General features: G+C 67.8%; 14 protein-coding genes. 10 read left to right on the forward strand and 4 right to left on the reverse strand.

The window, feature by feature from the left end:
* Positions 1-4: 4 nt before the first annotated feature.
* Positions 5-748: an SDR family NAD(P)-dependent oxidoreductase gene (locus OHA70_RS06675; RefSeq protein ID WP_328329660.1), complete on the reverse strand. Its 744-nt coding sequence runs from the start codon at positions 746-748 to the stop codon at positions 5-7.
* A 142-nt stretch (positions 749-890) separates the two neighbouring features.
* Between OHA70_RS06675 and OHA70_RS06680 the strand changes: the two genes are divergently transcribed.
* From OHA70_RS06680 to OHA70_RS06725, 10 genes are all read left to right on the forward strand, one after another.
* Positions 891-2360, forward strand: coding sequence for a purine-cytosine permease family protein (locus OHA70_RS06680; RefSeq protein WP_328329662.1), 1470 nt, complete (start codon positions 891-893; stop codon positions 2358-2360).
* Positions 2357-2884 (forward strand): cysteine hydrolase family protein, encoded by a 528-nt coding sequence (locus OHA70_RS06685; RefSeq protein ID WP_328329664.1) that lies wholly within the window; start codon positions 2357-2359, stop codon positions 2882-2884. The genes OHA70_RS06680 and OHA70_RS06685 overlap by 4 nt, the downstream gene beginning before the upstream one ends.
* An 8-nt stretch (positions 2885-2892) precedes the next feature.
* A complete protein-coding gene (locus OHA70_RS06690; RefSeq protein WP_328329666.1) occupies positions 2893-3600 on the forward strand; it encodes a GntR family transcriptional regulator in 708 nt (235 codons plus the stop codon).
* A gap of 295 nt (positions 3601-3895) precedes the next feature.
* Positions 3896-4885 carry an ADP-ribosylglycohydrolase family protein gene (locus OHA70_RS06695; RefSeq protein WP_442913871.1) on the forward strand — a complete coding sequence of 330 codons (990 nt, stop codon included), beginning with the start codon at positions 3896-3898 and terminating at the stop codon, positions 4883-4885.
* On the forward strand, positions 4882-5793 hold the full coding sequence (locus OHA70_RS06700) for a PfkB family carbohydrate kinase (RefSeq protein ID WP_328329670.1): 912 nt from the start codon (positions 4882-4884) through the stop codon (positions 5791-5793). The genes OHA70_RS06695 and OHA70_RS06700 overlap by 4 nt, the downstream gene beginning before the upstream one ends.
* An 85-nt stretch (positions 5794-5878) precedes the next feature.
* On the forward strand, positions 5879-6040 hold the full coding sequence (locus OHA70_RS06705; protein WP_328329672.1) for a hypothetical protein: 162 nt from the start codon (positions 5879-5881) through the stop codon (positions 6038-6040).
* 209 nt (positions 6041-6249) lie between these two features.
* A complete protein-coding gene (locus OHA70_RS06710; RefSeq protein WP_328329674.1) occupies positions 6250-6378 on the forward strand; it encodes a hypothetical protein in 129 nt (42 codons plus the stop codon).
* Positions 6379-6393: 15 nt separating this feature from the next.
* Positions 6394-6564 (forward strand): hypothetical protein, encoded by a 171-nt coding sequence (locus tag OHA70_RS06715; protein WP_328329676.1) that lies wholly within the window; start codon positions 6394-6396, stop codon positions 6562-6564.
* Between the two features lie 113 nt (positions 6565-6677).
* Positions 6678-9599 (forward strand): helix-turn-helix transcriptional regulator, encoded by a 2922-nt coding sequence (locus OHA70_RS06720; protein ID WP_328329678.1) that lies wholly within the window; start codon positions 6678-6680, stop codon positions 9597-9599.
* 137 nt (positions 9600-9736) lie between these two features.
* Positions 9737-10555 carry an NPP1 family protein gene (locus tag OHA70_RS06725; protein WP_328329680.1) on the forward strand — a complete coding sequence of 273 codons (819 nt, stop codon included), beginning with the start codon at positions 9737-9739 and terminating at the stop codon, positions 10553-10555.
* Between the two features lie 341 nt (positions 10556-10896).
* Here OHA70_RS06725 and OHA70_RS06730 read toward each other — a convergent pair whose 3' ends face one another.
* From OHA70_RS06730 to OHA70_RS06740, 3 genes are all read right to left on the reverse strand, one after another.
* Complete coding sequence (locus tag OHA70_RS06730; protein ID WP_328329682.1) at positions 10897-11352, reverse strand: dihydrofolate reductase family protein; 456 nt, start codon at positions 11350-11352, stop codon at positions 10897-10899.
* A 288-nt stretch (positions 11353-11640) separates the two neighbouring features.
* Positions 11641-12345 carry a hypothetical protein gene (locus OHA70_RS06735; protein ID WP_328329684.1) on the reverse strand — a complete coding sequence of 235 codons (705 nt, stop codon included), beginning with the start codon at positions 12343-12345 and terminating at the stop codon, positions 11641-11643.
* A 546-nt stretch (positions 12346-12891) separates the two neighbouring features.
* The gene (locus OHA70_RS06740) at positions 12892-13161 is read right to left on the reverse strand and encodes a hypothetical protein (RefSeq protein ID WP_328329686.1); all 270 of its coding nucleotides are present in this window, start codon (positions 13159-13161) and stop codon (positions 12892-12894) included.
* Positions 13162-13294 lie beyond the last annotated feature (133 nt).

Genomic DNA, 13294 nt, shown 5'->3' on the forward strand with positions numbered 1-13294 from the left:
CCCATCACAACAGATTGAGCAAGTGACCGGGGCCGGACGTCAGACCACCCTCCACCGGCAGGCTGATCCCAGTGATCCAGGAGGCGTCCTCGGAGGCCAGGAAGGCGATCGCTGCCGCCACATCCTCAGCACGGCCGACCCTGCCCAGCGGGTAGATCGCCTTGAGCTCCTCCAGCAGTGCTTCCTTGCCAAGAAACCTGTCCGTGGCAACAGTCGCCGGAGCCACTACGTTGAAGCGCACGCCGCGAGGACCGTGGTCGGCGGCCAGGTTGCGAACCAGGTTGGCCAGCGCGGCCTTCGCAGCGGCATAGGGCGCAGTACCGAGCGCTACCTCTCCACTGATCGACCCGACCAGTACTACGGACCCGCGGGACTCCAGCAGATGCGGCAGCGCGGCCTGGATGCAGCGGGTCGCTCCGACGAACGTGAAGTCGTACTGCCGAGCCCACTGCTCATCAGTCCCCTCCAACGCGAGGTTGTGGCCGGCAACATTCGCCAGTACGTCGAGCCGCCCGAACCGCTCGACCGTCGCCGCAACAGCCGCCTCAACCGAGGCAGTGGACGTGATGTCACAGTCGACCGCAACAACAGACCCACCAGCTTCGGCTACGACGGCAGCGGTCGCCTCGGTGTCAATGTCGGCCGCCCCGACGGCCGCGCCCTCGGCCGCCAGGCGTAGTACCGTCGCCCGCCCGATCCCATGGGCGGCGCCCGTCACGAAAGCCACCTTGTTCTCGAACCTCTGCACAGCCAGCTCCTAGCGTCGGGGATCCCGACGCTAGGTCCTAGACAGCTCTCTAGGTCAAACCCCAGCTCCTTGACCCGGCGACACCGCCGACCTACCGTGAACTGGACAGGACTGGACAGGTTCATTTCGGGTTGGAGCGCGAATGGCCGATCAGCTGCGAGTAGATGCGGTCGAGGGCCGAACGGCGCTCTCGGTCGAAAGCAACGGTCTGAACGTCATCAGCGACGCGGATCGCAAGGGCACGCCACGCCAGCTCTTCTGGCCGTGGTTCGGGGCGAACGTGTCCGTGCTCGGGCTCAGCTACGGCGCCTTCGCGCTGGGCTTCGGCATCTCGTTCTGGCAGGCGGTGATCGCCGGGGTGGTCGGGATCGTCTTCTCGTTCCTGCTCTGCGGGCTGATCGCGCTGGCCGGCAAGCGCGGCTCGGCGCCGACGCTCGTGCTGAGCCGGGCGGCGTTCGGCGTACGGGGCAACAAGCTTCCGTCGCTGGTGAGCTGGCTGCTGACGGTCGGCTGGGAAACGGTACTGACGATCCTCGCGACGCTGGCCACGGCGACCGTGTTCGAGCGGCTCGGCTGGGGCGGCGGCGCCGTCACCAAGGTGATCGCACTGGTCGTCGTCGGCACCCTGACCGTTGCCTGCGGCGTACTCGGCTTCGACCTGATCATGCGCGCGCAGACGGTCATCACGATCGTCACCGGCGTACTGACCGTCGTCTACATCATCCTGGTCGCCGACCAGGTCCACTGGAGCGCCGTCAGCGCCCTGCCGAGCGGCTCAGGCCAAGCGGTGATCGGCGCGCTCGTCTTCCTGATGACCGGCTTCGGCCTCGGCTGGGTCAACGCCGCCGCCGACTACTCCCGCTACCTCCCCCGTACTGCGTCCAGCCGCGGCGTGATCGGCTGGACGACCTTCGGCTCCTCGGTCGCACCCGTCGTACTGTTCGTCTTCGGACTCCTGCTGGCCGGCTCCTCGCAGGACCTGAGCACCTCGATCGCGGCCGACCCGATCGGTGCACTGGCCGAGGCACTACCGACCTGGTTCCTGGTGCCGTTCGTGATCGTGGCGGTGCTCGGGCTCGTGGGCGGCGCAGTACTGGACATCTACTCGTCCGGTCTCGCGCTGCTGTCCGTCGGGTTGCCCGCGCCGCGGTACGTCGCCGCCTTCATCGACGGCCTCGTGATGATCGCCGGGACGATCTACGTGGTCTTCTTCTCCAGCGACAGCTTCCTGTCCCAGTTCCAGGGCTTCCTGATCACCCTCGGCGTCCCGGTGGCGGCCTGGTGCGGCATCATGCTCGCCGACATCGCCAGCCGGCGGCGCGACTACGCCGAGGCCGAGCTGTTCGACCGGCGCGGCCGGTACGGCGACGTGCAGTGGTTGCCGATAGCAACCATCGTGATCGCGACGGCGATCGGCTGGGGCCTGGTCACCAACGGCCTGGCCAGCTGGCTGACCTGGCAGGGCTACCTGCTCGGCCCGTTGGGCCTGGGCGGCAAGGAAGGCGCGTGGGCGTTCGCCAACCTCGGCGTGCTCTTCACGCTGGTGATCGGCTTCCTGATCCAGTACTTCGTCGCGCGGCCGCAGGTGCGTGCTCAGGAGCAGGTGGCATGACCGTCCTGGCGCTGATCGACCTGCAGCGGATCTTCGCCGAACCGGAGAGCGGCTGGGCGACGCCCGACTTCCAACGGGTGATCAAGCCGACCCAGCAGCTCATCGAGCTCTTCCCGACCGTCGTCTTCACCCGTTTCGTCGCGCCCGCCGAGCCGACCGGGTCGTGGATCCCGTACTACGAACAGTGGCCGTTCGCGTTGCAGCCGCCGGACTCGTACGCCTATCAACTGGTGGACGAGTTCCGGGGTGCGCCGACACTCGACAAGACCACCTTCGGCAAGTGGGGTCCCGAGCTGGCGGAGGCCGTCGGGCCGGGCGGGCGGCTGGTGCTGTCCGGCGTCACGACTGATTGCTGCGTGCTGACGACTGCGCTCGCGGCGGTCGACGCCGGCGTACAGGTTCAGGTGGTTGCGGATGCGTGCGCTGGGGTTGACGAGGCGAGTCATCAGAAGACGCTCGACATCATGCGGCTGTACTCGCCGATGCTGGAGGTCGTGACGGTCGAGGAAGTACGCAACCAGTGATCCGTGGGATGAACCTGAAGCACGAGCGGATCGCGTCGATCCTGGCCCGGGAGATCCGCTCGGGACGGGTCGGGCACGGCGATCAACTGCCGGGCGAGGTCGAACTGGCCAAGCGGTTCGCGGTGAGCCGGAATACTGTGCGGTCGGCTCTCGCAGTACTGAGTGAAGACGGGTTGATCACCACTCGGACCGGCAAAGGTTCCTTTGTACTGTTCGACGGGCGGCCGCTGGACGATCGGCTGGGATGGACGCATGCCCTTGCTGAGCAGGGCGTCGAGACGCGGGTGCAGATGCTGCGGCTCGCACACGAACAGGACCACGAACTGGCCGACCGGCTCGGCCTCGACTCCCCCGACGTCATCGTCATCCAGCGCCTCCGGGTGATCGTCGGCGGCGCGGCGATCTCGATCGAACGCAGCTGTATCCCCGCCCTCGACGAACTCCGCGACCTGCCGGAACGCGGCCTGGACGACAACTCCATCACCGCCACCCTCGCCCGAGCCGGCCTGCACCTGGACCACGGCGAGCAACGCCTCCGCGGCCGCCCCCTGGACCCCGAAGAGGCGACCCTCCTGGACCGCCCCGAAGGCACCTGGTTCCTCCACACCCGCCGAGTCAGCTACACCCCCGACAACCGCTTCGCCGAACAGGTAGACAGCCTCCTAGACCCCGAACACTTCGAACTCAGCCTCACCTACACCGGGCCAAACCGATGACAACACCACCCTCCGTACCTGGCAGCCCTCCACCGCAGCCCTCGCCCCCCGCCCGGACGAACGCTCCCCCATTTCAGGGGTTAACCCCTGAGTTGGTGGGTTGCCCTAGCTGCATCCAGGGTGGCAACCCACCATTTGAGGGGTTAACCCCTCAAATGGGTCGCAGCAACGCGGGGCGACCTGCGGTGAAGCGAGCGACGCCATGAACGGGCGAGCTCCGAGCGGGGTGAGTGGCGCTGCGGGCTCCCGCGCCATCGGCGCACTCTATGGGCTTGCCATCGGGGATGCGTTGGGGATGCCTACGCAGTCGTTGCCGAGGGCACTCATCGTGGCGCGGTACGGCGAGGTGATTGGCGGGTTTGAGCCGGCGCCGGAGGATCAGCCGTTGGCTGCCGGAATGGTGGCTGGGGCGGTTACTGATGACACCGAGCAGGCTGTGTTGCTGGGGCGGCTGGTGGTGGAGTCGGGTGGGAAGGTTGATGGGCGGGAGCTGGCACAGCGGTTGCTGGTGTGGGAGGACGGGATGCGGGCGCGCGGCTCGCTCGATCTGCTCGGGCCGTCGACCAAGCGGGCCATCGACGAACTGCTGCAGGGCAAGGACATCGACGAGACCGGACGGTACGGGACGACCAACGGCGCCGCGATGCGAATCACCCCGGTCGGTATCGCCACCCCTTCGACCGACCTCGACCTGCTGATCGAGCGCGTGATCGCCGCCAGCGCGGCGACCCACAACACCGGTCTCGCACTCTCTGCCGCCGCAGCCGTCGCAGCAGCGGTCAGCGCAGGCATCGACGGCGCAACCATCCCCGAAGCGACCTCCCTGGCCATCGAGGCCGCAACCAAAGCATCAACCAGTGGCCATTGGGTAGCCGGCGCAGACATCGCCACCCGCATCAACTGGGCCACCTCCCTGGTGACCGGCTCCCGCATCGAGCCGGCCGCCTCCAAGATCGACACGGCGTCTGGCAATACCCCTCCTCGGCCGGGCGCCGTGTCTGCACTTCTGTACGACCTGGTCGGTACCAGCCTCGCCAGCCAGGAATCCGTACCGGCCGCGTTCGCCGTCCTCGCCGCCTACCCCGACGACCCCTGGCTCGCCGTCCGCCTAGCCGCCTCGGCCGGTGGCGACACCGACACCATCGCCGCCATCGCCGGCGCGATCGCAGGCGCCTGCCACGGCCTCGACGGCTTCCCCGCCGGCGCCCGTACCACCGTTGCCGAGGTCAACAACCTCGACCTCGACACCCTCGCGAGCCAGCTCCTGAAGGTCCGCGAAGGATGAGACTCCTCCACCTCGGCAACGTCGTCGTCGACCTCGTCCTGACAGTCGGCGACCTCCCACCCCGCGGCGGCGACGTCATCGCCTCCAGCACCGCGACCACCCCCGGCGGCGGCTTCAACGTGATGGCCGCCGCCGTCCGCCAAGGCCTGCCCACCCTGTACGCCGGTGCGCATGGCACCGGCCCCTTCGGCGCGCTAGCCCGGGAGGCGCTCGCCGGAGCGGGCATCAAGTGGTTGCACCCGGCAAGGGAGGACCTGGACACCGGCTTCGTCGTCACCCTCGTCGACGCGACCGGCGAACGTACCTTCGTCACCAGCCGCGGAGCCGAGGCCACCCTGACCGGTGACGAGCTCCCAGCCCCGGATGAGGACGACATCGTGTACCTGTCCGGGTACAGCCTGTTGCACGACTCCAACCGGGCCGCCCTACTCCCCTGGCTGGCCAAGCTGCCTGACGATATCGAGGTCTTCTTCGACCCGGGTCCACTCGTCGCCGAGATCCCCGAGCCGGCACTGGAGGCAGTACTCGCCAGAGTCGACTGGTGGAGCTCCAACGCCGCCGAGGCCACCCAGCTGACCGGCATGGGCGACCCGGCCGACGCGGCTCGCGCAGTACGGCGGAGGACCTGCCGGGCCGATGTGCTCGTCCGCACTGGACCGGGTGGGTGCCTGCTCGCAGTACGGGGTCAGGACGTCACGCAGGTGGACGGGTTCGCAGTACAGGCTGTGGACCTCAACGGCGCTGGAGATGCGCATGCCGGGGCGTTCCTGGCGGGGATTGCCCAGGGCAAGGAACCGGCTGAGGCAGCCCGTCGCGCGAACGCGGCGGCAGCCCTTGCGGTGACCCGGCGCGGACCGGCCACTGCACCCACTAGGGACGAGCTAGAGGCCTATCTAAGGGGTCAGTAGGCAGCGCATAGGGAGTAGTACTGATGTGGCCCTCCTCCTCAGGCGAGCACAGTCGTGGCATCGACCGAAGCTCCCGGAGGACACCATGTTCTACCTCACCATGCCAGCGCTTCAGGCGGAGGTCTCCTACCGCCAGGAGCGGCTCAAGCGTGACTACCAGCGTCCGCTGTGGCTCAAGCGCACGCCCAAGAGGCCGGTGAGCACAACACCGTGCCTGCCGGTGGTCCAGGCCAGGCCCGCGATGTGAGCGCCCGACCACCACCCCACTGACCAGAGCGGCCGAGACCTTCACCCAGGTCTCGGCCGCTCTGCTGTTCCGGCTAGGCCGCTCCTAGGCGTCAAGCGGATTACCTAGTAGGCGCCTAAGGCCCGTGGATAGGGACTAGTTCGGATGTGCCGCCCCTCCTCAGACGAGCAGATTAGGGGCATCAACCAAAGCAGCCAGGAGGCAGCGAGATGTTCACGAACGAGTCGGTCAAGGCAGAGGTCAGCTACCGCAAGGAGCGCCTCACCCGCGACTACCGCCGGTCTGCCGGCAAGCCGGTGACCCGCCGGATCGTCCACCTGTTCACCAAGAGCGCCTGAAGGGAGGAACACACCATGTCAATGTTCATCAGCACCCAGTCCATCCAGGCGGAGACCGCCTACCGGCAGGAGCGGATCAAGCGCGACTACAGCCGGGCCAACGGCCGCCGGCTGCGCGCGAAGCGGGCCGAGAAGCCCGAGCCGCTGCAGGCGCGCCACGCGCTGCGACCCACTACCGCCGCATGACCGCCGTGGCCGCCGTCCCCGACCGGATAGTCCCGGTCGGGGACGGCGTTTTTTTCGCCGCGGACGCACCGCGGACGGGATGCCGTCGAATTGTGTCGGTGCAAGGGGCGAAGATGGACGACGTGCCCTGGAACTCGACACCTCTCGTCGGCCGCTCGTCCGAGCTGGCCGCACTGCTCAGCGCCGTCGACGAGGCGAAGACCCGCCGCGCCGGTGCCATCCTGCTGTCCGGTGACGCCGGTGTCGGCAAGACCCGGATGCTCGACGAGGTGGCCAACGGGGCGCACGAGCGCGGGTTCGGAGTACTGGTCGGGCACTGCACCGACTTCGGCGACGCCGGCCTGCCGTACCTGCCGTTCACCGAGATCTTCGGCCGGCTGGCCGACGAGCGCCCGCAGGTGGTCGAGAGCGTCCTGACCAACTTCCCGGCGATCGGCCGGCTGCTGCCGACCCACCGGCTGATCGGCGCGCAGACCGTCCCGCAGGACGGGCAGCTCGACCGTGCCGCGCTCTTCGATGCCGTACTCGGCGCCTTCACCGCGCTGTCGACCAGCGAGCCGCTGGTGGTGATCATCGAGGACGCGCACTGGGCCGACGACTCCAGCCGCGACCTGATCGGGTTCCTGATCACCCGGCTCACGTCGCAACGGCTCGCGCTCGTCGTGTCGTACCGGAGCGATGACCTGCACCGGCGGCACCCGCTGCGCCGGCCGATCGCCGAGTGGTCCCGCAACCCGCGCGTACGCCGGGTCAGCCTGCTGCCGCTGGACGCCGCCGACTCCCGCACGCTGCTGACCGCATTGCTCACTGAGCCGCTGCCCGAGCTGGAGGAGCTCCGGATCCTCGAGCGTGCGGGCGGCAACGCGTTCTTTACCGAGGAACTGGTCGCCGCGGCGTCGATGGGCGACGCAGACGCAGTACCACCGGACCTTGCCGACCTACTGCTCGTCCGGCTCGACCCGCTGTCGGATGACGCCCGGCAGGTCGCGCGGGTGATCGCTGTGGCAGGCCGACGCGTTCCCCACACGCTGCTGACGGCTGTGGCCGGGCTGCCAGACCGTGAGCTGGATGCCGCGCTGCGGGAGCTCATCGACGCGCACATCATCGAGCACCCGGGCAATGCGAGCTACTACTTCCGGCATGCGCTGCTGGCCGAGGCCGTGTACGACGATTTGCTCCCGGGCGAGCGCGTGCGGCAGCACGCGGCGTACGCGAAAGCACTGAAGGACCAGACCGTCGCCGGTACTGCGGCGGAGCTGGCCGGGCACGCGACCAGGTCCCACGACCTGGCCACTGCTTTCGAGGCGCGCGTGCGGGCCGGGCAAGAGGCGATCTCGGTCGCGGCGCCGCAGGAGGCGCTGAAGCACTACGAGATGGCACTGGAGCTACTGCCGAACGCAGCACCCGACGCGAGCATCGACAAGACCTGGCTGATCGTCGAGACCGCTACTGCGGCTGCCCTGTCCGCACAGCACCTACGCGCGGTCAAGCTACTGCGCAAGGCGTTGAGCGAGCTGCCGGCTGACGCTCCGCGGCTGCAGCGAGCTGAGCTGCTGATGCCGCTGGCCGAGATCGCGCTGACCATCGACAACGACCAAGAGGCGCACGAGGCGATCTCGCAGGCGCTGCGGTTGACGTCGGACGAGCCGGCGACTGTGTTCAAGGCTCAGGTGGCCTCGATGTACGCACGCGTCTCGGATGCGCTCGGGCGGCCGATGGAGGCCGAGCGGTGGGCCCATGAGGCGCTGCAGATCGCGCGCGAGGTCGGCCAGGAGTCGGCTGCGAGCGACGCTGGCATCACGTTGGCTCAGTTGCGTCGGCGGGCCGGCGATCCGGTGGCTGCGGCCAAGCAGTTGGAGGAGGCGGCGGTACGGGCTCAGTTGGCCGGCGATTCGGCTGCCGAAGTACGGAGCAGGTTTTTGCTGGGGTCGAACCATTACGAGATGGGCGACCTCGCCAGCGCCCGGAACGCGCTCCAGTTGGCGGCTGAACGTGCGGGCGAGTTGGGGCGTCAGTGGGCGGCGTACGGGTTCGATGCTCGGCGGACGCTGGCGCTGACCCAGTTCGTACTGGGCGAGTGGGACGCGTCGGCGGCGACCGCGCGGACGGACTCGATGACGCCGGCCGCGGCGGAGGCCGCGCTGCGTGGAGTGGGGCTGAACGTACGCGGTGGCCGTGGTGACACGTCGGTCGCCGAGGAGCTGGAGCGGCTGCGCAAGTGGTGGTCGCTCGACGTCATGGTGCCGATCATCGGCCTGCAACCGGCGGTCGACGCCTATCTCCGGCTCAACCGGCCGGCCGAGGCGGAGAAGCTGATCACCGACGTGTCGTCGCTGTGCGCGGAGATCTTCCAGACCGAGTGGTTCATGGCACGGATCCGGTTCTCGACGCTGGGTCTGCAGGTGCTGTGCCATCGCGTCGTCCACGAGCCGTCCGCGGCGGCCGAGCTGGTGGCTCGTGGAGCCGAGCTGGTGGCGGACGGTCAATCGACCGCCGAGAAGGGGATGCCGCCCGGTCGTGTGCTGGGGGTCGAGGGGATCGCTTGGCTGGCCATGTTGGAGGCGGAATGGGAGCGCCTCCGCTGGCTGGCCGACATCGATCCGCCGACGCCGGCCGAGCACGTCGCCACCTGGCAACGCACGGTCGACGCCTTCGGCTACGGGGACGTCCACCAGCAGGCTTGGGCGCGGCTGCACTTCTCGGCTGCCTTGCGAGCGGCCGGGCGGGTGGCCGATGCGAATGAGCAGGTGACGCTTGCTGCTGAGACCGCCCGCCAGTTGGGCGCCAAGCCATTGCTCGACGAGTTGGGTGGAGCCGAGGGTGGTGGCAGCACGGGTCCGGCGGCGCTCACGGCGCGCGAGACCGAAGTACTGGCTCTGCTGGCCGAGGGTAGGACCAACCGGCAGCTGGCCCGGGAGCTCTACATCTCGGAGAAGACGGTGAGCGTTCATGTCTCGAACATCCTGGCCAAACTGGGTGTCCGCAGCCGGACGGAGGCTGCGGCGGTGGCTCGGCGAGACGGGTTACTCGGCTAGTTCTGTTCACTTGGCGTGGGGGTCTGTTCACCCATCGTCGATTCTTATTAGCGTGAAGTATGTACTGACGTGCCCTTGAGGTGTCATCCTCTTCAACGTTCGCAACCGCCCAGCGACACCGTTGAAAAGAGCGAAGCATGGAAAAGCTGTCGCCCCCTTCCGCCCCCGCTTCAAAGCCTCAGCCCAGGCGCCGCCGCCGGATCTTCGGCATCGCACTCGGTACCGCCGCCCTGATGGTCACCTCCGCGGCCGCAGCGTTCGCCGCCCCGCCGCCGAGCCTGCCGCAGAACGCCGGCGGCTGGGAGTCATCCTTCTCCCCGGCCTACGACTACGACACCGACGGCTGCTACGCCACCCCCGCCATCGGCGCCGACGGCACACTCAACCCCGGCCTCAACCCGAGCGGCGCCGTCAACGGCAACTGCCGGGACCAGTCCGACCTCGACAACTCCCAGACCTACGCCCGGTCGAAGTGCAACAACGGCTGGTGCGCGGTCATCTACGCCAGCTACTTCGAGAAGGACCAGGCCGTCGCCGGCAGCGGTCTCGGCGGCCACCGGCACGACTTCGAGCACGTCATCTCGTGGATCAACCAGGCCGCGAACGAGGTCCAGTACGTGACCACGACGCAGCACTCCAGCCAGGTCACGTACACCCGCTCACAGGTCCGCTTCGACGGTTCGCACCCGAAGGTCGTCTATCACAAGGACGGCCTCAGCACGCATTACTTCCGCCTGGCCAACAGCAACGACGAGCCGCCGGAGAACCACTACCACAACTGGCGCTACCCCCCGCTCGTCGACTGGAACGGCTGGCCGAGCACCGGCCTGCGCGACACCTTGATGAACGCCGACTTCGGCTCAGCCACCATCAAGATCACCGATAAGGACGACCGCTTCCGCAACCTCCTCAACGCCTCCAAACCAGCCGGCATCCCCTTCGACCCCTGGGCCTGATCTGTAGGCCCTACCCGTACTTGTCCTGCGCCCTGCCGTCTCGAACCCACCCGAACCACTTGCCCATGACCGTTCTTGGGCAAGTGGCTCGGGTCCTCGGTCAGACTGCATAGACCCCACCCGTACTCGCTCGTCGAGCAGGAGTCTCGAGCCCACCCGAACCACTGGCGGCGTGCCCGAGATGGCCTCACCCACACGCTCATGGGCCGGACGCCTACGCCTCCCCGCCCGGGGTCGCCTGCGCGCCAACGCATGGCACCGGCCCGAGCCACCCGCCTGGGCCCATCCGCACTTGCCTTGCGCGGAAGCACACTGGCGCCTGCGGGGTACGACGTGGGTGGTCAGTGGAGTACGCGGTAGGTGGCCAGGAGGTAGCCGCTCGGGGACATGGTCCCGCTGAGCGCTTCGAGCTGGATGGGCGGGAGGTTGTCGAGCAGCCGGCGCTTACCCGCGGCCGGGGCGACGGTCGGGGCGATGACGAACTGGAGCTCGTCAACCAGACCGGCGGCCAGCAGCGTCTGCGTGACCGAGATGCTGCCGTGGATGCCGATGTCGCCACCCGGCTGGGCCTTCAACTGCTTGACGAAGTCGACCAGGTCGCCCTCGATCACACTCGAATTGGCCCACTCGCCGGTGAGCGGCGTCGACGTCGCGACGAACTTGGGAGCAGCGTTGACGAACGACGCGAACGGTTCGATGTCGCTGCCCGGCCAGAACCCGACCCACTCGTCATAGGTCCGCCGCCCGAGGATCACCGTGTCCTGCGTCGCGATGAGCTCGGCACCCCTCGCATCCAACTAGTCATCCCAGCCGGTCATGAACTGGTCAGCAGCCTCAGCCACCCCATCCAAAGACAGGAAATAGGCAGCAACAAACCTTGCGCTCGCTCTGACCCGGGTTGATGGCGTCTTGCGTCATGGTGACTCCTTAGAAGATGTCGATTACTTGCTTGCTCATCCCCTGGTCGAACGGCTCCGGCGTAGATCGACAACCCTTCCAAATTTTCTTTAGCCCGGGCTCCCCTTCGCCCTGGACCCACCAAAAACCGGGTGCCGCTCATCTCTGAGCGACACCCGATTCGGCGGTTAGCGCGTGATCAGCGGAGAGAAGTCATCCCAGACGCTGCTGGTGCCGGCGACGTAGGCGCGGTACTTGCGGCTCTTGCCGGCGAAGTACGTGTAGGTCGCCTTGCCCTTGCTGTCGGTGGTCACGTAGGCGAGACCCTTCCAGGTCGTACTGCCGACCTCTTGGTACTGCAGCAGGACCTTCCTGTTCGGCCAGGCCACGAACCTGTCGGAGTTCGGCCGCCAGTACGAAGCCGCCGCGATCAGCGCGGTCCTGGTCCCCTTACGCCCGCCGATGACGGAAGCCGTCGACGCGGCCCGGATCACCGAGGTGGTCGCGTTGAGAGTTGCCACCTTGACGCCGCTGATGTTCGTGGCGCTACCGGCCGGATTCCAGGCCACCTTCCCGATGTGCGGGACCGTACCGGTGATGACGAACTGCGCCTCCCGGTTTCCGTACAGGAACTGGAGCTTGCCCTGTGGAGCCATGGTGGCGTTCGGCGAGCTCTTCCAGACGGCGGTGTAGACGGTGTCCGGGCAGTTGCTCCCGAGCTTCCCGAAGAAGTAGTTGACGTCAGCCTTGATGCTGATCCTCGCCGGCAGCACCAGCGAGCAGGTGGCGGTCGCCTGGTTGACGGCGGTTGGTACTGCGGCTTGGGCCGGCTGGGCGAGCGTGAGGCTCGCGGCCAGCAGGCTGACGGCTGCTAGTGCGGACTTGTAGCGCATGTGAGTTCCCCTCCTGGAATTCGACGGAGGAACGATAGCGGCACGCGAGCTGAGCACCTGAAGGCGAGCTTTCCAGCGAGGGCAGCCTCGATGAAGTCGCCGTCCGGGTCTACCTCCGCCGTGGCGGCGCGAGCACCGAGCTCGGTGGGCCGGGCAGGGCGCAACACTCCGGCCCGACGAGCGAGCACGGGTAGGACCAAGTCACCGCCCCGCAGCCAACACGGCTCGCATTACCCAAGACGCCGCACGCCCCGTGGTTCGGGTGGGCTCAAGACTCTCGCCCGACAAGCGAGCACGGGTGGGGCCAAGCCATCACCCCGCAGCCAACACGCTCGCCTTACCCAACACGCCTGCATGCCCAGTGGTTCGGGTGGGCTCAAGACCTCGGCCCGACAAGCGAGCACGGGTGGGGCCAGGCGGTGGTACCAAATAAACGCGATGTGGGCACCCAGCTGCAGGTGGGGTCCAGGGCCGGGGGGTTGGTGGCCCGGTGGAGCCGACGTTTGCAGTGGGTGCCCACGGATCACCGCTAGGCGCGTCCCAGGGTCAGTGGTGGCCGCGTGTGCGGTGCTCTTGATGGGCGGGCTGTGGGAACCAGGTCAGCCGCGGTTCTTGCCGGCGGCGGTACTTGATCAGGTCGTCGACCGTGGCGTCTGCCCGGTCGGGACGTGGTCGTGCTGTCCGGTCGGGACGTGGTCGGGACGCGGGCTCGACGATGCGCTCGAAGACTTCTTGGGCCTGGCTGAACTTCACCAGCAGGACCGCCGCGACACCGCTTGCTGCCGCCGCAATCAATACCCAGAGTTGCCACTGCATGGCCCCACCGCCCCGTGATCGCCTCATATCCCCCAGTAATTACTGTAACCCCGATCTCAGCAATTGGCGATGGTTCCATCGCAATCCGTTACATAGGGAGCTTTCCGAACACAATCGTTGTCCAATGCAATGA

The sequence above is a fragment of the Kribbella sp. NBC_00382 genome (genome assembly GCF_036067295.1).
Lineage (GTDB): Bacteria > Actinomycetota > Actinomycetes > Propionibacteriales > Kribbellaceae > Kribbella.

Coding starts and splice junctions, on each gene's coding strand:
- OHA70_RS06735 (WP_328329684.1), bottom strand. CDS start 12,345: ATGCGCTACAAGTCCGCACTAGCAGCCGTCAGCCTGCTGGCCGCGAGC.
- OHA70_RS06720 (WP_328329678.1), top strand. CDS start 6,678: ATGGACGACGTGCCCTGGAACTCGACACCTCTCGTCGGCCGCTCGTCC.
- OHA70_RS06715 (WP_328329676.1), top strand. CDS start 6,394: ATGTCAATGTTCATCAGCACCCAGTCCATCCAGGCGGAGACCGCCTAC.
- OHA70_RS06690 (WP_328329666.1), top strand. CDS start 2,893: ATGAACCTGAAGCACGAGCGGATCGCGTCGATCCTGGCCCGGGAGATC.
- OHA70_RS06725 (WP_328329680.1), top strand. CDS start 9,737: ATGGAAAAGCTGTCGCCCCCTTCCGCCCCCGCTTCAAAGCCTCAGCCC.
- OHA70_RS06700 (WP_328329670.1), top strand. CDS start 4,882: ATGAGACTCCTCCACCTCGGCAACGTCGTCGTCGACCTCGTCCTGACA.
- OHA70_RS06705 (WP_328329672.1), top strand. CDS start 5,879: ATGTTCTACCTCACCATGCCAGCGCTTCAGGCGGAGGTCTCCTACCGC.
- OHA70_RS06740 (WP_328329686.1), bottom strand. CDS start 13,161: ATGCAGTGGCAACTCTGGGTATTGATTGCGGCGGCAGCAAGCGGTGTC.
- OHA70_RS06710 (WP_328329674.1), top strand. CDS start 6,250: ATGTTCACGAACGAGTCGGTCAAGGCAGAGGTCAGCTACCGCAAGGAG.
- OHA70_RS06695 (WP_442913871.1), top strand. CDS start 3,896: ATGCCTACGCAGTCGTTGCCGAGGGCACTCATCGTGGCGCGGTACGGC.
- OHA70_RS06680 (WP_328329662.1), top strand. CDS start 891: ATGGCCGATCAGCTGCGAGTAGATGCGGTCGAGGGCCGAACGGCGCTC.
- OHA70_RS06685 (WP_328329664.1), top strand. CDS start 2,357: ATGACCGTCCTGGCGCTGATCGACCTGCAGCGGATCTTCGCCGAACCG.